The sequence below is a fragment of the Enterobacter cloacae complex sp. SHL020 genome (assembly GCF_049236945.1).
GTDB lineage: Bacteria > Pseudomonadota > Gammaproteobacteria > Enterobacterales > Enterobacteriaceae > Enterobacter > Enterobacter dykesii.
This window is the reverse complement of sequence record NZ_JBMKJF010000009.1, coordinates 44451-68267: the sequence shown is the minus strand read 5'-3', so window position 1 is coordinate 68267 and position 23817 is coordinate 44451. Positions and strand designations below refer to the sequence as shown.

Genomic DNA, 23817 nt, shown 5'->3' with positions numbered 1-23817 from the left:
CCTGGCGGGCATTATTTTTTCTTGTATTGATAAAACTCCGCCAGCGTCATCCCGACCGTCTTGTCGGATAACCAGCTAAAGAGCGCTTCTAAATCCTGATACAACCCTTCAATCGCCGCCTCATCTTTAAACGTCGGGCTTCCGCCAGGCATAAATTCCGACGAATGAAGCATAAACTCCACGTACTCACTTCCCTGCGACAGACATTGCTGTGCGACCTGAATCATTTGCGCCGCATTCCCACCGGACGGTCTTAGCCAGTTCACAGAGGGAGAGCGGTATTTACCCCGAAGCCTGTCGTAACCCTGTTTGATCGTGTTCAACCACGCCGGGTGTTTATACTGAATGCTCATCGGCACTTCGAGTAATGGGCTATTGCCTGCCCGGGAAATATTGTCTAAATCCATGAAATAGGCGTGGTCGGGGAAATGCTGATAATCCGTTCCGCCATTACCCTGCGGGGCGCCTTTCGCATTGCGCCAGTTCACGCGTGGCGTCACGGAGCAATCAACCTGGTAGCCCAGTTCAACGAGCAATTTTGCGTAGCGACTGTCAAATGCCCAACGTCCGGCACGGTGGCTTAGCATTTTGGTCTGGAAGGTCTCTTCCAGCAGGCGGGTCATGAACAGCACTTTCTCACGCAGCACCTCATCTGAAAATTCAATCAGATAAGGCTGCCAGCGCCAGTCGTCTCCCGTGAGATCGTGTTCCGGTGGGCTATTCCATGCGTGAAGGTGCATTCCCACCTCCCCCTGACCGCGGGCGATCGCGTCCCTGGCGAATTCGATGAAAACGGGCTCGATCGCCATCTCGTAATTGGTCAGCCACACGGGCTTAAAGCCGAAACGCTCACAAAGCGCCTGGAAACGCGCCAGATAACGCGCATTTTCCGTTTTAATGACGCGGTGATTTTGCCAGAGATTATCGCCCTCAGTATCAATTGTGATGATAAACGCTGGTTTGTTCATAATGAGTCCGCAAGACAGGAAAGTTAGCGCTATGTTACGCACTCTCCAAAGCATGAGTAAACCCTTCCGGGGAAATTACTGAGATTATGGAGAAAGAGTGCAAGTCGCTATCAGGTCTATTAGAATTGCCATCAGTACAACGCCGATAAGATGATGATGAATAACTTACCTGACACACCTGATTTGCGCATTTTACTGATCAAACTCCGCCATCATGGCGACATGTTGCTGACCACTCCCGTCATTGATTCGCTACGTCAAAAATGGCCGCAGGCGCAGATCGATGTCCTGCTGTATGAAGAAACGCGCGATATGCTCGCCGCGCATCCGGCGATCGGTACAATTTATGGAATCGATCGTAAATGGAAACAGCTTGGCACGCTGAAGCATCTTCAAAAAGAGTGGCAGTTGCTGTGTGCGTTAAGAAATCAGCATTATCATCTGGTGATTAACCTTGCCGATCAATGGCGTAGCGCGATCGTCACCCGTTTCACCGAAGCTCCCGTTCGCCTTGGATTCGCGTTTAACAAACGCAACAGCGCCTTCTGGCGTTTTTGTCACACCGTTCTGGTTTCTGTCGACGGCCACAAATCCCTGCATACGGTCGAACAGAATCTCTCCATTCTGGCACCATTACCGGTCGCGCCGCGGCCTGCCGTCACCATGGCCTATACTGCAGAAGACTGGGATCATGCCCGTCAAAGACTGACGCAGACGGGTGTGGGCGACAGCTACATCGTGATCCAGCCGACGTCCCGCTGGTTCTTTAAATGCTGGAGCGAAGACAAAATGGCGCAAACCATTACTGCACTGCAGCAGGATGGTCATACGGTTGTGCTCACCGCGGGGCCGGATAAAAAAGAGCTGGCGATGATCGATCGCATTATCGCCGCCTCGCCAAAGACGGGAGTCGTCTCGCTGGCGGGCCAGCTAACGTTGCGCCAGCTGGCCTCACTTATTGATCATGCGCGTCTTTTTATTGGCGTTGACTCCGTGCCAATGCATATGGCCGCCGCGCTGCAAACGCCCTGCGTGGCATTGTTTGGTCCATCAAAACTGACGTTCTGGTCACCGTGGCAGGTTAAAGGGGAAGTGATCTGGGCCGGCGATTACGGCCCGCTACCCGATCCGGATGCCATTGATACCAAAACGAAAGAACGCTATCTCGACGCCATTCCCGTTGATGCAGTCGTCTCCGCTGCAAGGAGATATCTGTCATGAAACACCATCGTCTGGCCATTGTTCGCCAAAAATATCGCCCTGATGGCGGAGCGGAACGCTTCGTTTCGCGCGCTCTCACCGCTCTGAGCAATCAAAACCTTGAGCTCAACGTCATCACGCGTGAGTGGCAGGGAGAGAAGCAAGACGACTGGCATATCCACATTTGCAACCCTCAAAAATGGGGTCGCATCAGTCGGGAACGCGGATTTGCACAGGCCGCGCGCGCGCTGTGGCAGCAACAGCAGTTTGATATTGTTCAAAGCCATGAGCGCATCCCGGGTTGTGATATCTATCGTGCGGGTGATGGGGTGCATCGTCGCTGGCTGCTGCAGCGCGCGCGCATTTTACCTGCCTGGCGTGCGCAAATGCTGATGTATGACCGCTATCACCGCTACGTGATGCGTGCGGAACGGGAAATGTATCAGGCGCCTGAGTTAAAAGCCGTAATCTGTAATGCGGAGATGATCAAACGCGAAATCGTTGAAGACTTTGATATTGACGCAAATAAAATTCATGTGATTTATAATTCTATTGATTCCAGCCGCTTCGTTCCGGCCCGGGAGGCACAGCGTGCGATGCTGCGCCAGCAATTTGGTTTGCCAGCCGATGCCGTTGTGTTCTGTTTCGTAGGCTCAGGGTTTGAACGAAAAGGATTAGCCAGCGCCATACGCGCTATTGCTGGAACATCAGCCTGGCTGATTGTGGTTGGGCAAGATAAAGCAGAACGTCGTTATCGCGACCTCGCCCGTTCGTTAGGCTGCGAGGGCCAAATCCGTTTCCTGGGGGTACAAAAAGAAACTCTGCCTTTTTATCAGCTATCCGATGGTTTACTGTTGCCAACGCTGTATGATCCCTTTCCTAACGTCATTCTTGAAGCGATGGCCTGCGGCTTGCCCGTCATTACTTCAGAGAGTTGCGGTGGTGCAGAGTTTATTCAACAAGGCCAGAACGGATTTTATTGTGACGCACTTGATATCAGTACATTGAAGGAAGCGGTAGCCGCTATCCCTTCACTGGAAAAAAATAACAATATGGGACGAGCGGCACGTGAACGTGTAAAAGACGCCACTCCCGAAAAACTATCAAGTCAGCTTATTACGCTTTATCAAAAATTACTGGATTAAAAATGCGCATCCTAATGATTATTGATGGTTTACCCGGTGGAGGAGCCGAAAAAACGGTTCTTACACTCTCCCGTGGATTAATAGAAATGGGGCATCAGGTCTCTCTATTCTCTCTGCGGAAAGTGTGCGACTACACCATCCCGGAAGGCATCGATTATCAGGTTGTTCAGGACACATGTAAAAAACCGTGGCGAAAGCTGACGGAAATCCCACGCCGCGCCCAACTTCTGGATCAGGCGATTGAGCGGGCTGAACGCAGCGGCAAATTTGATGTGGTGTTCTCTCACCTGCACAAAACAGACCGCATTGTGGCGCACTGCCGCGCGCTGGAACGAGACAAAGTCTGGTTCTGCGTGCACGGCATGTTCTCGTTTTCCTATCTTCGCCATCGCAGCGGACTTTCACGCTGGTTTAAACATCTTAAAATCCGTCATACCTACGAAAACCGCAACGTTGTCGCCGTCTCAGGCGCCGTGTTGAAAGATCTTTCCGAGACGCTGGCACTCAATCTTCGACGCAAAGCGGTTATCCATAATCCTTTCGATATTCCTGAAATTCAGCGTCTGGCGGATGCGCCCTTCGAGATGCAGGGAAAGGATTACATTATTCATGTTGGCCGCTTCCATGAGCACAAACGCCACGACCGACTCTTACGTGCGTTCGCCCTGAGTAAAATTGACACAACGCTGGTCATGATGGGCAATGGATCTGACGCTCAAATTCAAAAACTCAAGCAGCTTGCTGCCGAGCTGGGTATTGAAAACAAAACGGTTTTCCGCCCGTTCGAGTCCAATCCCTATCCCTGGATTAAAGGGGCACGCCTTTTAGTGTTAAGTTCTGACTGCGAAGGTTTTGGTAATGTGCTGGTCGAAGCCATTATCTGCCAGACGCCACCGGTTAGTACAAATTGCCCCGGAGGCCCCGCCGAAATCCTCACCGGCGCTTTAGCGCGCGGGCTGGCAGAGTTAAATGACGAATCACTGGCAAAAACGCTGGCGGATATTTATACCGCCCCGCCGGTCGTTGGCGATGCAACCATCGCGTCGTTCGGTATCAATGCCATTTGCCAGCAATATATTGCTCTGGTCGACAATCAAAAATAATCAGGTTTCTTATGCAAAATTCAGCCCCATTGTTAAGCGTGGTGGTTGCCGTTTATAACGGTGAAGCTTTCCTGGATCAGTTCTTTACCTGCCTTGTCAATCAACGCATCGACAGCATGGAAGTCATCATTGTCAACGATGGCTCTACTGACCGCTCGATGGAGATCGTCGAAAACTGGCGAGAAAAACTGCCGCAGATGCAGGTTATAGAACAGCAAAATCAGGGCGTATCCATCGCGCGTAACACCGGTCTGGCCGTTGCGACGGGTCAATATCTCTCTTTCCCGGATATTGATGATGTCTTTAAACCCGGCATGTACCAGCACCTGCTGGATATGGCCGTCACGCAGGATCTGGATGTCGCCACCTGTAACGGGAACTACGTCTGGGAAAACAACAAGAAACCTTCACGTCCGATCTTCCCTGAAGACAAACTGCCTTCGACTGGCGTCATGGCAGGCCCAGCATGGTTAAAAATGGCGCTGGATTCGCGTAAATTCCTTCACGTCACCTGGTTGAACATCTATCGCCACGACTTTATCCGTAAACACAATTTCCATTTCGAACCCGGCCTGCGCCATCAGGATATCCCGTGGACCACCGAAGTGCTGCTTGCGGCAGAGCGGGTTCAGTACACCAGTGAACGTTATTACGACTACTACATTCACTCCGCATCGGTGTCCCATATGCCGGATAATGACGACACGCTGATTCGCTCCGCGCGTCACTACATGAAAATCCTGCAGATGCTCGATGCCATCAATCAGCGCTACCCGGATAAAGTGAAAGGGATCCCTGCCTGCCACTGGCAAATTGCCAAAGAGGGACTGGGCATTATTCACACCTTCGACAACATGAAGGATGAGAAGAAGAAATCAATGATTATTAAAGAGTTCTTCGAAACAGGCATCTGGAAACTCATCTGGAAAAGTGCAAAAAGCCCGCGTCTGCGCTGGCGGCTGGGTCGACGTTATTTCCGTTTGAAACGGTATCTGGCATAAGAGATAGCTTTACCTGGCCTAAATGCTTAGAATTTGCCCGCCGAAACTAAAAAAACGGATAATCGCTTGGAATTGTTGTATACCGCTCTGCTCTACATCATTCAGCCACTGGTGTGGCTGAGACTGTTGCTTCGTAGCCGGAAAGCGCCTGCGTATCGTAAACGCTGGGCTGAACGCTATGGCTTCTGCCGCAATAAAGTCGTACCGGACGGTATTTTGCTGCATTCCGTTTCTGTCGGTGAAACGCTGGCGGCGATCCCGCTGGTTCGCGCCCTGCGTCACCGCTACCCTTCGCTGCCAATCACCGTCACGACGATGACGCCAACCGGCTCGGAGCGCGCGTTATCCGCTTTCGGTAAAGACGTGCAGCACGTCTATCTGCCTTACGATCTGCCCTGCGCCATGAATCGTTTCCTCAACACCGTGCGCCCGAAGCTGGTGATCGTGATGGAAACCGAACTGTGGCCGAATATGATTTCCGCCCTGCATGCCCGTAAAATCCCGCTGGTCATTGCCAACGCGCGCCTGTCAGAGCGCTCGGCGAAAGGTTACGGCAAGCTGGGTAAATTTATGCGCCGCCTGCTGAGCAAAATTACGCTGATTGCCGCGCAGAACGAAGAAGATGCGGCACGCTTTATCTCTCTGGGCCTGAAACGCAACCAGCTTGCGGTAACGGGCAGCCTGAAGTTTGATATTTCCGTTACCCCTGAACTCGCCGCCCGCGCGATCACGCTGCGTCGCCAGTGGGCCCCGCGTCGTCAGGTCTGGATTGCGACCAGTACCCATGATGGCGAAGAAGAGATCATCCTGCAGGCTCACCGCAAGCTGCTGGAAAAATTCCCTGATTTACTGCTGATCCTCGTGCCTCGCCATCCGGAGCGTTTTAAAGATGCCCGTGAAATGGTTCAGAAAGGCGGCTTCAGCTTCACGCTGCGCAGTAGCGGTGAAATCCCTTCCGGCAGCACCCAGGTGGTGATTGGCGATACGATGGGCGAACTGATGTTGCTGTACGGCATTGCTGACCTCGCGTTTGTCGGTGGCAGCCTGGTCGAACGCGGAGGCCATAACCCGCTGGAGCCGGCAGCCCACGCCATTCCGGTACTGATGGGGCCACACACGTTTAACTTCAAAGATATCTGCGCGAAATTACAGCAGGCCGATGGTTTAATTACCGTGACCGATGCGGATTCGGTGGTCAAAGAGGTATCGACCCTTCTGACTGACGAAGATTATCGCCTGTGGTACGGGCGTCATGCCGTCGAAGTGCTGCACCAGAACCAGGGCGCACTGACCCGACTGCTGCAGCTTCTGCAACCTTATCTGCCCCAGCGGAGCCACTAATGTCAACGCGTCTGTCGGTCGTCATGATCGCCAAAAACGCCGCCGACCTGCTTCCGGACTGCCTGGCATCGGTTGCCTGGGCTGACGAGATAGTCATTCTTGACTCCGGAAGTACGGATAACACGGTGGATGTTGCCCGGGCAGCGGGCGCAAACGTCTTTGTCGACGCTGACTGGCAAGGCTACGGCATCCAGCGCCAGCGCGCACAGGGGTATGCCACAGGTGATTATGTCCTGATGCTCGACACCGACGAACGCATCACGCCGGAGCTTCAGCAGGCCATTCAGGCTGTACTTTCCTCGCCCCAGCCTGGCGCCGTGTACAGCATTGCCCGCCGCAACTACTTCCTTGGCCGTTTTATGCGCCACAGCGGCTGGTATCCTGACCGCGTGATGCGCCTCTACGAGCGCGAGCGGTATCAGTACAACGACAATCTGGTGCATGAATCCCTGAGCTGCGATAGCGCTCAGGTCATCCCCCTGAAGGGCGATTTGCTGCACCTGACCTGCCGTGATTTCGCGAGCTTCCAGCGTAAACAGCTCAACTATGCCACCGCATGGGCGCAGGAGCGTCACCAGCGCGGCAAGAAGGCCTCGCTGACGGGAATCTTCACCCACACGCTGGGCGCGTTTCTGAAAACGCTGCTGCTGCGTGGTGGCGTGCTGGACGGCAAGCAGGGCTGGTTACTCGCGGTAGTGAATGCCCAGTATACTTTCAACAAATACACCGAGCTGTGGGCGCTCTGCCGCGGCTACTCAGAGAAAACGTGAGCCATGAGCACAAAAGCGATTTATCCGGGTACCTTCGATCCTATCACCAACGGTCATCTTGATATCATCACCCGTGCGGCGTGCATGTTCGACAAGGTGATCCTGGCCATTGCCGCCAGCCCCAGCAAAAAGCCGATGTTTGACCTCAACGAGCGCGTACAGCTCGCCACCGATGCCATTTCGCACCTGCCGAATGTTGAGGTGGTCGGGTTTAGCGACCTGATGGCTAACTTCGCCCGCGCTCAGCAGGCAAACATTCTTATCCGTGGTTTACGCGCGGTGGCAGACTTCGAGTATGAGATGCAGCTGGCGCACATGAACCGCCACCTGATGCCGGAGCTGGAGAGCGTTTTCCTGATGCCCTCCAAAGAGTGGTCGTTTATCTCTTCTACTCTGGTAAAAGAGGTGGCGCGTCATCACGGCGACGTCACACATTTCCTGCCGACTAACGTCCACCAGGCATTGATGGAAAAGCTAAAGTAACCCTATTTCTGGCACTGACGGCAGTAGAACGTGGCGCGCTGGGCGTGCTTCGTGGCAATCACTGGCGTGCCGCAGACTCTGCACGGTTCGCCTTTACGGCCATACACCTGCAGCTCCTGGGCAAAATAGCCCGGCTTGCCGTCACTTTGCAGGAAGTCCTTCAACGTTGTCCCGCCCTGCTCAATCGAGCGAAGTAATACGGCTTTAATCACCCGGACCAGCAGCTCGCACTCCTGCGCAGACAGCGAAGAGGCCAGCCGATCGGGATGGATCCCGGCCGCAAACAGCGATTCGCTGGCGTAGATATTCCCCACGCCGACCACCAGCTTGTTATCCATCAGCCAGGGCTTAATCGGGCTTTTCTTCTTCGCACACTTCGCCTTGAGGTATTCCGCGTTAAACGCGTCTGAGAGCGGCTCCGGGCCCAGATGCGCCAGCACGTTATGCCCTTCCAGCTCCTTCGTCCACAGCCACGCGCCAAAGCGCCGTGGGTCGGTGTAACGGAGCACTTTGCCGTTGCTCATCACCAGATCGACGTGGTCATGCTTTTCCGCAGGCAACTCTTCGGTAAGAATGCGCAGGCTCCCGGACATCCCCAGGTGGATAATAATCCAGCCGTCGGGCAGTTCCAGCAGCAGGTATTTAGCGCGGCGCTGTACGCTAAGGACGGGTTTATCGCTCAGGGCATGGATCTCATCGGACACCGGCCAGCGCAGACGTCCATTGCGGACCACCGCGTGAAGAATCGTCGCGCCGACCAGATGGGGCTCAATGCCGCGACGGCTGGTTTCTACCTCAGGTAATTCAGGCATGGTTCCTCCGTTGAGATACAGAATGCAAAAAACCCCGCAGTTGCGGGGTTTTTCGATACAAGGAGACTAAAATTATTTGATTTTAGCTTCTTTGTACAGTACGTGCTGGCGTACAACTGGATCGAATTTTTTCAGTTCCAGTTTTTCCGGCTTAGTACGTTTGTTCTTCGTGGTGGTGTAGAAGTGACCTGTACCAGCAGAAGAAACCAGCTTGATTTTCTCGCGAATACCTTTAGCCATGATTTATTTCCTCTTTAAGTACTTAGTACTTTTCGCCACGGGCACGCAGTTCGGACAGAACTGTATCGATGCCTTTCTTATCGATTACACGCATACCTTTAGCAGATACACGCAGGGTGACAAAACGCTTCTCGCTCTCAACCCAGAAACGGTGAGAGTGCAGGTTCGGCAGGAAACGGCGTTTAGTCGCGTTCAGTGCGTGGGAACGGTTGTTACCGGTCACCGGACGCTTGCCAGTAACTTGGCAGACTCGGGACATGTCTATTCTCCAAAAATCAAATTAGCTCGAGCTTCGTATGGGGTATCGGCGCCTCGTCAGGCTTTACAGCCCGGTCATCGCATAGTTCTAAGTGAACTCTCGATTGCCAGGCCCAAATGCCAAACCCGAGATTCTCAAAGGTGGCGTAGTATACGCTGACTCGGCGGTGTGCTCAAGTCCCGAACAGACAAAGATCCCGATGGATCGCGAGAAATAGCCTAAATCCAGCCATGTTCTGCGAAAGAAATGTACTCACCGCGGCCAATTATCAGATGGTCCAGCACACGAATGTCCATGAATTGACAGCATTTGATAATGCGTTCGGTGATTTCTTTGTCCGCTCTGCTCGGTTCTGCACAGCCAGAGGGGTGATTATGCGCGAGGATCACGCCCGCTGCATTCACTTTTATTGCTTCCCGCACAATTTCACGCGGATGCACCTCAACGTGGCTCAACGTCCCCGCAAAGAGACAGCTATGTTTCAGCACCCGATTTCTGTTATCGACAAAGATCACCATAAAGATCTCGCGTTCGATATCGGTTAACTGGCTTTGCAGGAATTCGCGCGTCATCGCGGGCGTCAGGATCGGATCTTCCTTCTCCATGCGGACGTTGTAAAAACGGCGGGCGAGTTCAGCAATGCCTCTCAGTTGGGCATATTTCGCCACGCCGATCCCCTCAACGTGCTTAAACTGCGACAGATCGGCGGTCAGTAAACCGTACAGTGAACCGAAATGTGCTATCAGCTCTTTTGCCAGCGTAAATACCGTCTTTCCTGGCGTGCCGGTACGTAAAAAGAGCGCCAGCAGTTCATCGTCTTTTAACAGGGTGACGCCATAGCGCAGCAGTTTTTCGCGCGGCAGCAGCTGCTCATCCTCTTCTTCCATGCTCTTTCTCCCCTTTTTAACCTCATGCTGCCACAGGCCAATCCGTCGCTCGACGGCCACATTGCGTTCTTGCGTAGCGCCTCGCAAAGTGGACGAAGTACAAAATCACTCCGCTTTGGGGATTGTGATAAAATGCCCGCTCTCTGGTGAAACCCAACAGGAAAGAATCATGATGAGCCTGGCCGGTAAAAAAATCGTTCTTGGCGTGAGCGGCGGTATTGCCGCCTATAAAGCGCCGGAGCTGGTGCGTCGTCTGCGCGAGCGTGGGGCAGATGTGCGGGTCGCGATAACGGAAGGCGGTAAAGCCTTTATCACCCCTCTGAGCCTGCAGGCCGTTTCAGGATACCCGGTATCTGACAGCCTGCTCGATCCGGCCGCCGAAGCCGCGATGGGCCATATTGAGCTGGGAAAATGGGCAGACCTGGTTATCCTCGCCCCCGCCACGGCTGATTTAATCGCTCGGGTTGCGGCCGGTATGGCAAACGATCTGGTCTCCACTATTTGTCTGGCTACCCCTGCGCCTGTTGCCGTCGTTCCTGCCATGAACCAGCAGATGTACCGTAACGCGGCCACCCAGCACAATCTGGAGACGCTGGCCTCGCGCGGCCTGCTTATCTGGGGTCCGGACAGCGGCAGCCAGGCCTGCGGCGACGTTGGCCCGGGTCGCATGCTTGATCCGCTGACGATTGTTGATATGGCCGCAGCCCATTTTTCGCCTGTCAACGATCTGCAACATCTCAACATCATGATTACCGCGGGCCCGACGCGCGAACCGCTGGACCCGGTGCGTTACATCACCAACCACAGTTCCGGTAAAATGGGCTTTGCGATAGCTGCCGCGGCGGCAAAACGCGGTGCCAACGTCACGCTGGTAAGCGGCCCGGTATCGCTACCTACCCCTGCGTTTGTGAAGCGAATTGACGTGACTACCGCGCTGGAGATGGAAGCCGCCGTGCAGGCACATGCGCAAAGCCAGCAGATTTTTATCGGCTGTGCGGCCGTTGCAGACTATCGTGCCGAAACGATCGCCGAGGCTAAAATTAAAAAGCAAGGCGATGAATTAACACTAAAAATGGTGAAAAACCCGGACATTGTTGCCGGTGTCGCCGCACTAAAAAGCCATCGTCCATACGTTGTTGGGTTTGCCGCAGAAACGAATAATGTGGAAGAATATGCCCGGCAAAAACGTACCCGCAAAAACCTCGATTTGATTTGCGCGAACGACGTATCGCTGGCCACACAAGGATTTAACAGCGACAGCAACGCACTGCACCTTTTCTGGCAGGATGGAGATAAAGTCTTACCGCTTGAGCGCAAGGAACTCCTGGGCCAACAATTACTGGACGAGATCGTTACCCGTTATGATGAAAAAAATCGACGTTAAGATTCTGGACCCGCGTGTTGGCGAGCAATTCCCGCTGCCAACCTATGCCACCTCCGGTTCTGCCGGTCTTGACCTGCGCGCCTGTCTCGATGACGCCGTAGAACTGGCTCCGGGTGCCACTACCCTGGTTCCAACTGGCCTGGCAATTCACATTGCTGACCCGTCTCTGGCAGCAGTGATCCTGCCGCGTTCTGGTCTGGGTCATAAGCACGGCGTTGTGCTGGGTAACCTGGTGGGCCTGATCGACTCCGACTACCAGGGTCAACTGATGGTTTCCGTCTGGAACCGCGGTCAGGACAGCTTCACTATTGAACCGGGCGAACGTATCGCACAAATGGTCTTTGTACCGGTGGTGCAGGCAGAATTTAACCTGGTGGCAGACTTTGACGCCACCGACCGTGGCGAAGGCGGCTTCGGCCATTCCGGGCGCAAATAACGGCCCGAAAGACACGTATCTCACAGCGTCATAATGCAATAACAAACCGCAAACGCCCGTTTGCGGTCGCTGTGTGGGTGCCAGCCTGGCAAGTGCTTATTTTCAGGGGTATTTTGTAACATGGCAGAAAAACAAACCGCGAAAAGGAATCGTCGCGAAGAAATACTTCAATCTCTGGCTCTGATGCTTGAATCCAGCGATGGCAGTCAACGCATCACCACCGCTAAACTGGCCGCCTCTGTAGGCGTGTCTGAGGCGGCGCTGTACCGTCATTTCCCAAGCAAAACCCGGATGTTCGACAGTCTGATCGAGTTTATTGAAGACAGCCTGATCACGCGCATCAACCTGATTCTAAAAGACGAAAAAGACACCACCGCGCGTCTGCGTCTGATTGTGCTGTTAATCCTGGGCTTCGGTGAACGCAATCCGGGCTTAACCCGCATCCTCACCGGCCACGCGCTGATGTTTGAACAGGACAGACTGCAGGGCCGCATTAACCAGCTTTTCGAACGTATTGAAGCCCAGCTGCGCCAGGTACTGCGCGAAAAGAAAATGCGTGAAGGCGAAGGTTACACCATCGATGAGACGCTGCTGGCGAGCCAGATTCTGGCGTTTTGTGAAGGGATGCTCTCCCGCTTTGTGCGTAGCGAATTCAAATACCGTCCAACGGACGATTTTGACGCCCGCTGGCCGTTAGTGGCTGCTCAGTTGCAGTAATCCGTAAGCCCGGTAAGCGTAGCGCCACCGGGCAATTTAATTACACCCCGAACTCTTCGCGATACGCTTTTACCGCCGCCAGATGGTCCGCCATCTCAGGCTTCTCTTCCAGATACGCAATCAGGTCTTTCAGGGTAATAATCGACGTCACTTTACAGCTGTAATCGCGTTCGACTTCCTGGATAGCGGAAATTTCGCCGCGACCACGCTCCTGACGATCCAGAGAAATCAGCACGCCAGCAAGCGTCGCACCGTTGGCCTGAATAATCTCCATCGATTCACGGATCGCCGTGCCCGCAGTGATCACGTCATCGACCAGCATGACGCGGCCCTGCAGCGCGCTGCCGACCAGATTCCCGCCTTCACCATGGGTTTTGGCCTCTTTGCGGTTAAAGCAGTAAGGCACGTCGCGGTCATGGTGCTCCGCCAGCGCCACCGCGGTGGTGGTCGCAATTGGAATGCCTTTATAGGCCGGGCCAAACAGCAGGTCAAAATCAATCCCGGAATCCACCAGCGCTTCGGCATAGAAACGGCCTAACAGTGCCAGATCGCGCCCGGTATTAAACAGCCCGGCGTTGAAGAAATAGGGACTCTTACGCCCGGATTTCAGCGTAAATTCGCCAAACTTAAGTACCTGCTTGTTAAGCGCAAACTCAATAAACTGGCGCTGATACGATTTCATGGATTTGCTCCTTTGGTTTTTCTGTCTTACAGGCAAAAAAAAGGCGACTCATTGGTCGCCTTTAAAATCAATTTTCTAACGCCGCTTTCTGCGTCGTTACAATGGATTCGATTCCCCCTCGGGCCAACGCCAGCAGGGAGAGAAGCTCTTCGTGGGTGAACGGCTCGCCTTCCGCCGTGCCCTGTACTTCAATGATGCGACCATCTTCGGTCATCACCACGTTCATGTCGGTTTCGGCTGCGGAATCTTCAACGTATTCCAGATCGCAAAGCGCTTCGCCGTTAACGATACCTACAGAAACCGCCGCAACCATGCCTTTCATTGGGTTGGTTTTCAGCTTACCGGCCGCAACCAGCTTGTTCAGGGCATCCGCCAGCGCCACGCAGGCACCGGTAATCGACGCCGTACGCGTACCGCCGTCTGCCTGAATCACGTCGCAGTCCAGCGTGATGGTGAATTCACCGAGGATTTTCAGGTCAACGGCGGCGCGCAGCGCACGCGCGATCAGACGCTGAATCTCCATGGTACGACCGCCCTGCTTACCCTTTGCCGCTTCACGAGCATTACGGGTATGGGTCGCACGCGGCAGCATGCCGTATTCTGCGGTGATCCAGCCCTGGCCCTGACCTTTCAGGAAGCGCGGAACGCCTTCTTCGATGGAGGCGGTGCACAGCACTTTAGTGTCACCAAACTCAACCAGCACGGAGCCTTCAGCGTGTTTTGTATAGTTACGGGTCAGGGTGACGGGACGCACCTGGTTGGCGCTACGACCTGATGGACGCATGATGGATTCTCCGGCTTGAAACGAATGTGGCTGCGCATTATACGGATAAAGGACGCTTATTCCTATCCTGAGAAGCCCCCGAAAGCTATAATCCCCCCATCTCTCCTTTAAAAACGGGAATGTCTATGATCCGCAGTATGACCGCCTACGCCCGGCGTGAAATCAAGGGTAGCTGGGGCAGCGCCACATGGGAAATGCGCTCGGTAAACCAGCGTTACCTGGAAACGTATTTCCGTATGCCGGAGCAGTTCCGCAGCCTTGAGCCTGTCGTACGTGAACGTATCCGTACGCGCCTGACGCGCGGAAAAGTCGAATGCAACCTGCGCTTTGAGCCCGATGCCAGCGCACAGGGCGAGCTCATCCTCAACGAAAAACTGGCGAAACAGCTCGTGAATGCAGCGAACTGGGTCAAAATGCAGAGCGATGAAGGCGAAATTAACCCGGTTGATATTCTGCGCTGGCCTGGCGTCATGGCGGCCGGTGAGCAGGATCTGGATGCTATTGCCGCTGAAATCCTGGCAGCCCTCGACGGCACGCTGGACGACTTTATCGTTGCCCGCGAAACCGAAGGCCAGGCGCTGAAAGCGATGATTGAGCAGCGCCTTGAAGGCGTGAGCACCGAAGTAGCGAAAGTCCGCACCCATATGCCAGAAGTGCTGCAATGGCAGCGCGAGCGCCTTGTCGCCAAACTGGAAGAAGCGGAAGTTCAGCTGGAAAACACCCGTCTGGAACAAGAGCTGGTGCTGATGGCGCAGCGTATTGATGTCGCTGAAGAGCTGGACCGTCTGGAAGCGCACGTTAAAGAAACCTACAACATTCTGAAGAAGAAAGAAGCTGTGGGCCGCCGTCTGGACTTTATGATGCAGGAGTTCAACCGCGAGTCGAACACCCTGGCGTCTAAGTCGATCAATGCAGAAGTGACGAATTCAGCGATTGAGCTGAAAGTGCTGATTGAGCAGATGCGCGAGCAGATCCAGAATATCGAGTAACGCTATTTGGGTGGTGTCGACCGCACCACCCCATTATTTTTTCTAATCCATCTCAACGCCCATTTTGTTGCTTTACCGCCTTTCATCAAGCCTGCTCAATATAACTTGATAAAAATTTATAGGGCAAACTGACTCGCCTTAGAAAATCTCAATCGTGATCTTGCGCACAAATCGCTAACCTGCCCCGCGTTCACACCGGAGGGTATATGCTGCTTCACATCCTTTATCTCATTGGCATCACCGCAGAAGCCATGACCGGCGCGCTTGCCGCCGGACGTCGCCGCATGGACACCTTCGGCGTGATCATTATTGCTACCGCAACCGCACTGGGCGGCGGTTCTGTGCGCGATATTCTGCTTGGCCATTACCCACTCGGCTGGGTTAAACACCCTGAGTACGTGATTATTGTGGCGACGGCCGCCGTGTTAACCACCATAGTGGCGCCCGTTATGCCCCATCTTCGCCGCCTGTTCCTTGTGCTTGATGCGCTGGGGCTGATTGTCTTTTCGATCATCGGCGCGCAAATCGCGCTCGATATGGGGGAAGGACCGGTTATCGCCACCATCGCCGCCGTGGTCACGGGCGTATTCGGCGGTGTGCTGCGAGATATGTTCTGCAAACGCATCCCCCTGGTCTTTCAAAAAGAGCTGTATGCCGGCATCTCCTTTGCGGCAGCGGTGCTCTATATCGCCCTGCAGCATTACGTTTCAAACCATGATGTGGTGGTCATCTCAACGCTGCTGTTTGGCTTTACGGCCCGCATGCTGGCGCTGCGTCTGAAGCTCGGGCTGCCCGTTTTTCATTACAAACACAGCGCCCACTAGCTTCAGAACCCGTTGATGTGCTGTTCAGCGAGCCATTTCGCCAGCACATCTATCTGAGGGGCGTGAATCCAGTTAACGATTTGTCGCGCTTTCTCCTCTCCCGTTCCCGGCAGGGTCTGCCAGTCCTTTGCGTTGCGCCCGCTCATCTTCTGCCACGATATGTCTCCCATCGCCTTCAGCGAAGCCTGGGTCAATGGCACACCCATTGCCATGAGCCAGCGGATAAACGGCTTCTCGCGCACCAGATTAAAGCGGTGCCAAAGCGCCAGCCCGCGTGCTGAGGAAAACCCCGGTGTAGCCTGCAGCTGCGCCTGCGTTAATAATAGCCATGAAAAGAGATGTTCAAAATGATGCGCCTGCCAGAGGGTCCGCCAGCCTGACTCGCCTAATCCTTCAATATCGAATACCTGCTTTGAACTGAGCCAGGTCAGCCGGGCAAAGAACTGCTCCATACACTCCGGCGAAGCATAGAAACAGCTAAGAGCATGATAGCGCGAGGCCGGAGGCTCTGGTTTATGTCTGTCCGTTCCGCGCCAGAGCACCTTATCAAACCGGGGGATGCCCTGCCCGGCCAGGCTGATCTGTATCTGATCCCCCGGAGCAATATCCAGACTCTGCCAGCGCCCAACCGAGCCCAGACTCACCCGCTGCACCTGTTTATCATCCAGTTGTACGGGTTCCAGCGCTGCTACAACGGAAATTTTGCCCGTGCGCCCCACGGAAAAATGAATATCACTCACCTCAGCGACCTGGGATGCAGGAGGATATTTCCACGCGACAACCCAGCTGCCTTCTCCCGGTAACCACTCTTCGCCCGCAGGTTCATCCTCCGAACGCACCACAATGCCATCCGTGGCAAAAGGTAATGCGGTCACGTGCCAGGCCGCGCGCTGCTTCTCGACGGCATCGACAGAATCGGCGGGTAGCGTGTACTGTGCCGACAACGGAAAACCGGCCTGAGACAGTTCAGCTAAAGAGGTACGCATATCTTTCGGCCCATCCGGCCAGGCCCAGATGAATACGCCGATCTTGCTCAATAGCGAGTTATCCTTTTGCCGCATCATCGCCCCCGCTACCTTTGCGCGAGCGTTCATTCCGCCCAACTGGCTCTGAATGTGGTTGTCGCATAACCAGTAAAGCTCGCCCTGCAAGACGCTATTCGCCAGCGCGCCGGTGAGATTTTGCGGAACTGACGGGATTAAACGTACCTTCCCGGTCCAGTCTTCCCCTTTGAGGCCATCCCCGCGACTGATAGCCTGGGTTAACTTTCCGTTGCGATAGACCAGCGTTACCGCCACACCGTCAACTTTTGGCTGCAGCCACAGATGCTGTCGGACACGCATCCACTGTCTCAACTCCTCTTTGCTGGCCACTTTATGAACGCCCGTATGGGCAACAGGATGTTTTACGCTTCCCGCCAGCGCGGGGAGTTTCTCTTCTGAAGGCTCACTGCCAAAACAGCGCTGCCACTGCGTTAACCGCCCGTGAAGCTGGTCGTAAATCTCGTCGCTGATCTCACTCACGCCCTGCTTCCAGTAAGCCTCATCCCAGCGTTTGATTTGCGCGCTTAACGACGCCATCTCTTTTTCTGCTTTTGCCTGCGACCACACCGGACACACCGCCGCGCCATAGCCACACCACAACAGCATTAACCCGCTTATCCATCGCCACATCGCTACCCCTCCTTTTCATTGCAGGAGATATACCCGAATGCCTGAAACAACGCTAACGGCAACATTTCACAATGCGAGACGCTATCCGGTGTTTCTTTTGGTTGCTGAAAACCACAGATAAAACCTGAAAACGGCACGCAAAATTCAATAATCCAGGGGAAAAAGTGTGACAAAGGCTACGTCACACGGCGGTGACGTGTATAATAAGCCCGTATGTAGGACTTCTTCGTTAACACATACAAAAGACTCTCATGGCTCAAGGCACGCTTTATATTGTTTCTGCCCCTAGTGGCGCGGGTAAATCCAGCCTTATTCAGGCACTGTTAAAAACCCAACCGTTGTACGACACACAGGTTTCTGTTTCTCACACCACGCGAGCGCCGCGTCCGGGTGAAGTGCACGGTGAACACTATTTCTTTGTGGATCACGACGAATTCAGAGCGATGATCGGCAGAGACGCGTTTCTTGAACACGCTGAAGTATTCGGTAATTACTACGGTACGTCGCGTGAAACCATTGAGCAGGTTCTGGCCACGGGCGTGAATGTGTTCCTGGATATCGACTGGCAGGGCGCACAGCAAATTCGCAAGAAAATGCCCGACTCGCGCAGTATCTTTATTTTACCGCCATCGAAAGATGAGCTGGATCGCCGCCTGCGTGGCCGCGGTCAGGACAGCGAAGAAGTGATCGCAAAGCGTATGGAACAGGCTGTTGCAGAAATGAGCCATTACGCGGAATATGATTACCTTATTGTGAATGATGATTTTGATGCCGCGCTGAGCGATCTCAAAACCATTCTTCGTGCAGAACGTCTGCGTATGAGCCGCCAGAAGCAGCGACATGACGCATTAATCACCAAACTGTTGGCAGACTGAACCCACTTTCAGTATCATGCCCAGTCATTTCTTCACCTGTGGAGCATTTTAAGTATGGCACGCGTAACTGTTCAGGACGCTGTAGAGAAAATTGGTAACCGTTTTGACCTGGTGCTGGTCGCCGCGCGTCGCGCTCGTCAGATGCAGGTAGGCGGTAAAGATCCGCTGGTACCGGAAGAAAACGATAAAACCACCGTTATTGCACTTCGTGAAATCGAAGAAGGTCTGATCAACAACCAGATCCTCGACGTGCGTGAGCGCCAGGAGCAGCAAGAGCAGGAAGCCGCAGAACTGCAGGCCGTAACCGCTATTGCTGAAGGTCGTCGTTAATTAAACCTGCGGGTCGCCCTTGTATCTGTTTGAAAGCCTGAATCAACTGATTCAAACCTACCTGCCTGAAGACCAGATTAAGCGTCTTCAGCAGGCGTATCTCGTTGCACGTGACGCTCACGAGGGCCAGACACGTTCAAGCGGTGAACCCTATATCACGCACCCGGTAGCGGTGGCCTGTATTCTGGCCGAGATGAAACTCGACTACGAAACGCTGATGGCCGCTCTGCTGCATGACGTGATCGAAGATACCCCTGCCACTTATCAGGACATGGAACAGCTGTTTGGCAAAAGCGTTGCCGAACTGGTGGAAGGGGTCTCTAAGCTTGATAAGCTGAATTTCCGCGACAAGAAAGAGGCGCAAGCCGAAAACTTCCGCAAGATGATTATGGCGATGGTGCAGGATATCCGCGTCATTCTCATCAAACTCGCTGACCGTACCCATAACATGCGCACGCTGGGCTCACTTCGCCCGGATAAACGTCGCCGCATTGCCCGTGAAACTCTCGAAATCTACAGTCCGCTGGCGCACCGTTTAGGTATTCACCACATTAAAACCGAGCTGGAAGAGCTGGGCTTTGAAGCGTTGTACCCGAACCGCTATCGCGTGATTAAAGAGGTGGTGAAAGCCGCGCGCGGTAACCGTAAAGAGATGATTCAAAAAATCCTCTCGGAAATCGAAGGGCGCTTACAGGAAGCGGGAATTCCGTGCCGCGTCAGCGGTCGCGAGAAACATTTGTACTCCATCTACTGCAAAATGGTGCTCAAGGAGCAGCGTTTTCACTCGATCATGGATATCTACGCTTTCCGCGTGATCGTCCACGACTCGGACACCTGCTATCGCGTGCTGGGGCAGATGCACAGCCTCTACAAACCGCGTCCGGGGCGCATGAAAGATTACATCGCTATCCCAAAAGCGAACGGCTATCAATCTTTGCACACCTCGATGATTGGGCCACACGGCGTGCCTGTTGAGGTGCAAATTCGCACCGAGGACATGGACCAGATGGCAGAGATGGGTGTTGCCGCACACTGGGCGTATAAAGAGCACGGTGGCGAAAGCAGCACGACCGCCCAAATCCGCGCCCAGCGCTGGATGCAGAGCCTGCTGGAGCTTCAGCAGAGTGCGGGTAGCTCGTTTGAATTTATCGAGAGCGTTAAATCCGATCTCTTCCCGGATGAGATTTACGTTTTCACCCCAGAAGGTCGCATTGTCGAACTGCCTGCGGGCGCAACGCCGGTCGACTTCGCTTACGCTGTGCATACCGATATTGGGCATGCCTGCGTCGGCGCGCGTGTCGACAGACAGCCTTATCCGCTGTCTCAGCCGCTCTCCAGCGGCCAGACGGTAGAAATTATTACCGCGCCGGGCGCACGTCCGAACGCGGCCTGGCTGAACTTTGTCGTGAGCTCCAAAGCGCGCGCCAAAATTCGCCAGCTGCTGAAAAACCTCAAGCGCGATGATTCCGTCAGCCTGGGGCGTCGTCTGCTCAACCACGCGTTGGGCGGTAGCCGTAAGCTGGCTGAAATTCCGCAGGAGAACGTCCAGCGTGAGCTGGAGCGCATGAAGCTTGCGTCGCTTGACGACCTGCTGGCAGAGATTGGCCTTGGCAACGCCATGAGCGTGGTGGTGGCGAAGAACCTGCAGCAAGGCGACACGACAGCGGTGCCTGCAACCACGCAAAGCCACGGACACCTGCCGATTAAAGGCGCAGACGGGGTGCTGATCACCTTCGCAAAATGCTGTCGTCCAATTCCTGGCGACCCGATTATTGCGCACGTCAGCCCGGGTAAAGGGCTGGTTATTCACCACGAATCCTGTCGTAACATTCGCGGCTACCAGAAAGAAGCCGAGAAATTTATGGCGGTTGAGTGGGATAAAGAGACCGCGCAGGAATTTATCACCGAAATTAAGGTGGATATGTTCAACCATCAGGGTGCCCTGGCGAACCTGACGGCAGCGATCAACACGGCTTCTTCCAACATTCAGAGCCTGAATACGGAAGAAAAAGATGGCCGCGTGTATAGCGCCTTTATTCGTCTGACCGCCCGCGACCGCGTGCATCTGGCGAATATTATGCGCAAGATCCGCGTCATGCCGGACGTGATTAAAGTCACCCGAAACCGAAACTAGGTTTATGAATTCACAACGTTATGCACGTATCTGCGAAATGCTCGCCAGGCGTCAGCCTGACCTGACGGTCTGCATGGAGCAGGTGCATAAACCTCATAACGTCTCTGCTATCGTTCGTACCGCAGATGCCGTCGGTGTGCATGAAGTGCACGCCGTCTGGCCGGACGGCCGTATGCGCAATACGGTCTCGGCGGCGGCAGGCAGCAACAGCTGGGTGTCTGTCAAAAATCATCACACTATTGGCGAAGCCGTATCGCACCTGAAAGGGCGCGGGATGCAGATCCTCGCCACTAACCTGTCCGCCAAAGCCGTAGATTTCCGCGAGATCGACTACACCCGCCCGACCTGCATTTTGATGGGTCAGGAGAAAACCGGGATCTCCCGGGAAGCGCTGGATCTGGCGGATCGTGACATCATCATTCCGATGATCGGCATGGTGCAGTCTTTGAACGTCTCCGTGGCGTCCGCGCTCATTCTGTATGAAGCGCAGCGTCAGCGTCAGAACGCCGGGATGTACGAGCGCAGCAACAGCATGCTGCCGGAAGAGGAACAGCAGCGCCTGCTGTTTGAAGGTGGTTATCCGGTGTTGGCTCGCGTTGCGAAGCAGAAAAAATTGCCTTACCCCCACGTCAACGCGCAGGGCGAAATTGAAGCCGATGCCGAGTGGTGGGCCACCATGCAGTACGCCGGGTAAGCGATGAAAGGCCGCCTGCTGGATGCCATCCCGCTTAACAGCCTGACGGGCGTGGGCGCGGCGCAAAGCAATAAGCTGGCAAAAATTGGCCTGCACACCGTGCAGGATCTCCTGCTTCACCTCCCCCTGCGTTACGAAGACCGCACCCAGCTCTACAAGATTGGCGATCTCCTTCCCGCCATTTACGCCACCGTTGAAGGCGAAGTCCTGAACTGCAACATCACCTTCGGCGGACGCCGGATGATGACCTGCCAGATAAGCGACGGCACCGGCATTCTCACCATGCGTTTTTTCAACTTCAACGCGGCGATGAAAAACAGCCTGGCGACGGGCCGCAGGGTGCTGGCCTATGGCGAAGCCAAACGCGGGAAATACGGCGCAGAGATGATCCACCCGGAGTACCGCGTGCAGGGCGATCTCAGCACGCCGGAAATGCAGGAGACGCTCACTCCGGTTTATCCAACGACCGAAGGCATCAAGCAGGCGACGCTGCGCAAGCTCACCGATCAGGCGCTGGAGCTGCTGGATACCTGCGCCATTACCGAGCTGCTGCCGCCCGAACTGGCGCAGGGCATGATGAGCCTGCCCGAGGCGCTGCGAACCCTGCACCGCCCGCCGCCAACGCTGCAGCTCAGCGATTTAGAAAGCGGCAAACACCCCGCACAACGGCGTCTTATCCTTGAGGAATTGCTGGCACATAACCTGAGCATGCTGGCGCTTCGCGCGGGCGCGCAGCGTTTCCACGCTCAGCCGTTAAGCCAGAATGATGCGCTCAAAGATAAGCTGCTGGCCTCGCTGCCGTTTAAACCCACCGGCGCGCAGGCGCGCGTCACCGCAGAGATTGAACGCGATATGGCGCTTGACGTGCCGATGATGCGCCTGGTGCAGGGCGACGTGGGCTCCGGTAAAACGCTGGTTGCCGCGCTGGCGGCCCTGCGCGCGATTGCCCACGGTAAACAGGTGGCGCTAATGGCGCCGACCGAGCTGCTGGCTGAACAGCACGCCAACAATTTCCGCGCCTGGTTTGCGCCACTCGGAATTGAAGTGGGCTGGCTTGCCGGGAAGCAAAAAGGCAAAGCGCGCCTTGCGCAACAGGAGGCTATTGCCAGCGGGCAGGTGCAGATGATTGTCGGCACGCACGCCATCTTCCAGGAGCAGGTGCAGTTTAACGGTCTTGCGCTGGTGATTATCGACGAGCAGCACCGCTTCGGCGTGCATCAGCGTCTGGCGCTCTGGGAGAAAGGGCTGCAGCAGGGCTTCCACCCGCATCAGCTGATCATGACCGCCACGCCGATCCCGCGCACCCTGGCGATGACCGCTTACGCCGATCTGGATACCTCCACCATCGACGAACTGCCGCCGGGCCGTACGCCGGTCACCACGGTCGCCATTCCCGACACGCGCCGCAGCGATATCATCGACCGCGTGCGCAACGCCTGCACCCAGGAAGGGCGTCAGGCCTACTGGGTCTGTACGCTGATTGAAGAATCGGAACTGCTGGAGGCGCAGGCTGCCGAAGCAACGTGGGAAGAGCTTAAGCTGGCGCTGCCGGAGCTGAACGTCGGTCTGGTTCACGGCCGCATGAAGCCCGCTGAAAAACAGGCGGTGATGCAGTCGTTCAAACAGGGTGATTTACATCTGCTGATCGCCACCACGGTGATCGAAGTTGGCGTGGACGTCCCGAATTCCAGCCTGATGATCATCGAAAACCCGGAGCGTCTCGGCCTTGCCCAGCTCCACCAGCTGCGCGGGCGCGTCGGCCGCGGCGCGGTTGCGTCCCACTGCGTACTGCTCTACAAAGCACCTCTTTCCAAAACCGCACAGATGCGGTTGCAGGTGCTGCGCGACAGCAACGACGGTTTTGTGATTGCGCAAAAAGACCTGGAGATCCGCGGCCCGGGCGAACTGCTGGGCACGCGTCAGACGGGTAACGCGGAATTCAAGGTTGCGGATTTACTGCGCGATCAGGCCCTGATCCCCGAGGTTCAGCGCCTCGCCCGCCATATTCATGAACGCTACCCCGAACAGGCGGCAGCGTTAATTGAGCGCTGGATGCCGGAAACCGAGCGTTATTCCAACGCCTGAT

At 55.0% G+C, this 23817-nt stretch carries 25 protein-coding genes; 17 read left to right on the top strand and 8 right to left on the bottom strand.

Translation table 11 applies throughout. From position 1 onward, the window contains the following. Positions 1-11: 11 nt before the first annotated feature. Positions 12-968 (bottom strand): polysaccharide deacetylase family protein, encoded by a 957-nt coding sequence (locus ACOTZB_RS18705; protein ID WP_421628125.1) that lies wholly within the window; start codon positions 966-968, stop codon positions 12-14. A gap of 150 nt (positions 969-1118) precedes the next feature. Between ACOTZB_RS18705 and rfaQ the strand changes: the two genes are divergently transcribed. From rfaQ to coaD, 7 genes are all read left to right on the top strand, one after another. Continuing rightward, on the top strand, positions 1119-2189 hold the full coding sequence (gene rfaQ / locus ACOTZB_RS18700; protein ID WP_421628123.1) for a putative lipopolysaccharide heptosyltransferase III: 1071 nt from the start codon (positions 1119-1121) through the stop codon (positions 2187-2189). Next, complete coding sequence (locus ACOTZB_RS18695) at positions 2186-3313, top strand: glycosyltransferase family 4 protein (protein ID WP_421628122.1); 1128 nt, start codon at positions 2186-2188, stop codon at positions 3311-3313. Before rfaQ ends, ACOTZB_RS18695 begins: the two co-directional genes overlap by 4 nt. A 2-nt stretch (positions 3314-3315) precedes the next feature. Next, positions 3316-4416, top strand: coding sequence for a glycosyltransferase (locus ACOTZB_RS18690; RefSeq protein WP_421628120.1), 1101 nt, complete (start codon positions 3316-3318; stop codon positions 4414-4416). 11 nt (positions 4417-4427) lie between these two features. Beyond that, positions 4428-5417, top strand: coding sequence for a glycosyltransferase (locus ACOTZB_RS18685; RefSeq protein ID WP_421628119.1), 990 nt, complete (start codon positions 4428-4430; stop codon positions 5415-5417). Between the two features lie 66 nt (positions 5418-5483). Beyond that, positions 5484-6758 (top strand): lipid IV(A) 3-deoxy-D-manno-octulosonic acid transferase, encoded by a 1275-nt coding sequence (waaA, locus tag ACOTZB_RS18680; RefSeq protein ID WP_029740803.1) that lies wholly within the window; start codon positions 5484-5486, stop codon positions 6756-6758. Then, positions 6758-7528 carry a glycosyltransferase family 2 protein gene (locus tag ACOTZB_RS18675; RefSeq protein ID WP_023309892.1) on the top strand — a complete coding sequence of 257 codons (771 nt, stop codon included), beginning with the start codon at positions 6758-6760 and terminating at the stop codon, positions 7526-7528. Before waaA ends, ACOTZB_RS18675 begins: the two co-directional genes overlap by 1 nt. A 3-nt stretch (positions 7529-7531) precedes the next feature. Further along, positions 7532-8011, top strand: a complete 480-nt coding sequence (gene coaD / locus ACOTZB_RS18670; protein WP_023334018.1) for a pantetheine-phosphate adenylyltransferase — start codon at positions 7532-7534, stop codon at positions 8009-8011. Positions 8012-8013: 2 nt separating this feature from the next. Here the strand turns inward: coaD and mutM are convergent, their stop codons facing one another. The 4 genes from mutM to radC all read right to left on the bottom strand — a co-directional run bounded on the left by mutM (position 8014) and on the right by radC (position 10209). Further along, the gene (gene mutM, locus ACOTZB_RS18665) at positions 8014-8823 is read right to left on the bottom strand and encodes a bifunctional DNA-formamidopyrimidine glycosylase/DNA-(apurinic or apyrimidinic site) lyase (RefSeq protein ID WP_023309890.1); all 810 of its coding nucleotides are present in this window, start codon (positions 8821-8823) and stop codon (positions 8014-8016) included. Between the two features lie 72 nt (positions 8824-8895). Beyond that, positions 8896-9063 carry a 50S ribosomal protein L33 gene (gene rpmG / locus ACOTZB_RS18660; protein ID WP_003024094.1) on the bottom strand — a complete coding sequence of 56 codons (168 nt, stop codon included), beginning with the start codon at positions 9061-9063 and terminating at the stop codon, positions 8896-8898. A 22-nt stretch (positions 9064-9085) separates the two neighbouring features. Continuing rightward, the gene (rpmB, locus tag ACOTZB_RS18655; protein ID WP_002436699.1) at positions 9086-9322 is read right to left on the bottom strand and encodes a 50S ribosomal protein L28; all 237 of its coding nucleotides are present in this window, start codon (positions 9320-9322) and stop codon (positions 9086-9088) included. A gap of 218 nt (positions 9323-9540) precedes the next feature. Next, entirely contained in the window at positions 9541-10209 is a 669-nt protein-coding gene (gene radC / locus ACOTZB_RS18650; RefSeq protein ID WP_193805432.1) for a RadC family protein, read from the bottom strand. 172 nt (positions 10210-10381) lie between these two features. On the opposite strand from radC, the gene coaBC reads away from it, so the two are divergent. The 3 genes from coaBC (at position 10382) to slmA (ending at position 12746) form a co-directional block, all read left to right on the top strand. Further along, positions 10382-11593 carry a bifunctional phosphopantothenoylcysteine decarboxylase/phosphopantothenate--cysteine ligase CoaBC gene (coaBC, locus tag ACOTZB_RS18645; RefSeq protein ID WP_024906629.1) on the top strand — a complete coding sequence of 404 codons (1212 nt, stop codon included), beginning with the start codon at positions 10382-10384 and terminating at the stop codon, positions 11591-11593. Beyond that, positions 11571-12029, top strand: a complete 459-nt coding sequence (gene dut, locus ACOTZB_RS18640) for a dUTP diphosphatase (RefSeq protein WP_008502691.1) — start codon at positions 11571-11573, stop codon at positions 12027-12029. The genes coaBC and dut overlap by 23 nt, the downstream gene beginning before the upstream one ends. A 120-nt stretch (positions 12030-12149) precedes the next feature. Further along, a complete protein-coding gene (gene slmA, locus ACOTZB_RS18635; protein WP_010426428.1) occupies positions 12150-12746 on the top strand; it encodes a nucleoid occlusion factor SlmA in 597 nt (198 codons plus the stop codon). Between the two features lie 40 nt (positions 12747-12786). Here slmA and pyrE read toward each other — a convergent pair whose 3' ends face one another. Both pyrE and rph read right to left on the bottom strand, forming a co-directional pair. Next, positions 12787-13428, bottom strand: coding sequence for an orotate phosphoribosyltransferase (pyrE, locus tag ACOTZB_RS18630; protein WP_126330432.1), 642 nt, complete (start codon positions 13426-13428; stop codon positions 12787-12789). A 67-nt stretch (positions 13429-13495) separates the two neighbouring features. After that, positions 13496-14212 (bottom strand): ribonuclease PH, encoded by a 717-nt coding sequence (rph, locus tag ACOTZB_RS18625; RefSeq protein ID WP_010426431.1) that lies wholly within the window; start codon positions 14210-14212, stop codon positions 13496-13498. A gap of 125 nt (positions 14213-14337) precedes the next feature. On the opposite strand from rph, the gene ACOTZB_RS18620 reads away from it, so the two are divergent. Both ACOTZB_RS18620 and ACOTZB_RS18615 read left to right on the top strand, forming a co-directional pair. Beyond that, positions 14338-15201, top strand: a complete 864-nt coding sequence (locus ACOTZB_RS18620; protein ID WP_023309886.1) for a YicC/YloC family endoribonuclease — start codon at positions 14338-14340, stop codon at positions 15199-15201. A gap of 206 nt (positions 15202-15407) precedes the next feature. Then, positions 15408-16025, top strand: a complete 618-nt coding sequence (locus ACOTZB_RS18615; protein WP_023334014.1) for a trimeric intracellular cation channel family protein — start codon at positions 15408-15410, stop codon at positions 16023-16025. A 2-nt stretch (positions 16026-16027) separates the two neighbouring features. Here ACOTZB_RS18615 and ligB read toward each other — a convergent pair whose 3' ends face one another. Beyond that, the gene (ligB, locus tag ACOTZB_RS18610; RefSeq protein WP_421628113.1) at positions 16028-17698 is read right to left on the bottom strand and encodes an NAD-dependent DNA ligase LigB; all 1671 of its coding nucleotides are present in this window, start codon (positions 17696-17698) and stop codon (positions 16028-16030) included. 251 nt (positions 17699-17949) lie between these two features. Between ligB and gmk the strand changes: the two genes are divergently transcribed. Genes gmk through recG form a run of 5 tightly spaced genes read left to right on the top strand, consistent with a single transcriptional unit; the run spans position 17950 to position 23816 of the window. Beyond that, complete coding sequence (gene gmk, locus ACOTZB_RS18605) at positions 17950-18573, top strand: guanylate kinase (RefSeq protein ID WP_010426438.1); 624 nt, start codon at positions 17950-17952, stop codon at positions 18571-18573. Positions 18574-18627: 54 nt separating this feature from the next. Then, positions 18628-18903, top strand: a complete 276-nt coding sequence (rpoZ, locus tag ACOTZB_RS18600; protein ID WP_000135058.1) for a DNA-directed RNA polymerase subunit omega — start codon at positions 18628-18630, stop codon at positions 18901-18903. Between the two features lie 19 nt (positions 18904-18922). After that, the gene (gene spoT / locus ACOTZB_RS18595) at positions 18923-21037 is read left to right on the top strand and encodes a bifunctional GTP diphosphokinase/guanosine-3',5'-bis pyrophosphate 3'-pyrophosphohydrolase (protein ID WP_023309883.1); all 2115 of its coding nucleotides are present in this window, start codon (positions 18923-18925) and stop codon (positions 21035-21037) included. Between the two features lie 4 nt (positions 21038-21041). After that, positions 21042-21731 (top strand): tRNA (guanosine(18)-2'-O)-methyltransferase TrmH, encoded by a 690-nt coding sequence (trmH, locus tag ACOTZB_RS18590; RefSeq protein ID WP_033147052.1) that lies wholly within the window; start codon positions 21042-21044, stop codon positions 21729-21731. A gap of 3 nt (positions 21732-21734) precedes the next feature. Continuing rightward, positions 21735-23816 (top strand): ATP-dependent DNA helicase RecG, encoded by a 2082-nt coding sequence (gene recG / locus ACOTZB_RS18585; protein ID WP_421628110.1) that lies wholly within the window; start codon positions 21735-21737, stop codon positions 23814-23816. Position 23817: the final 1 nt, after the last annotated feature.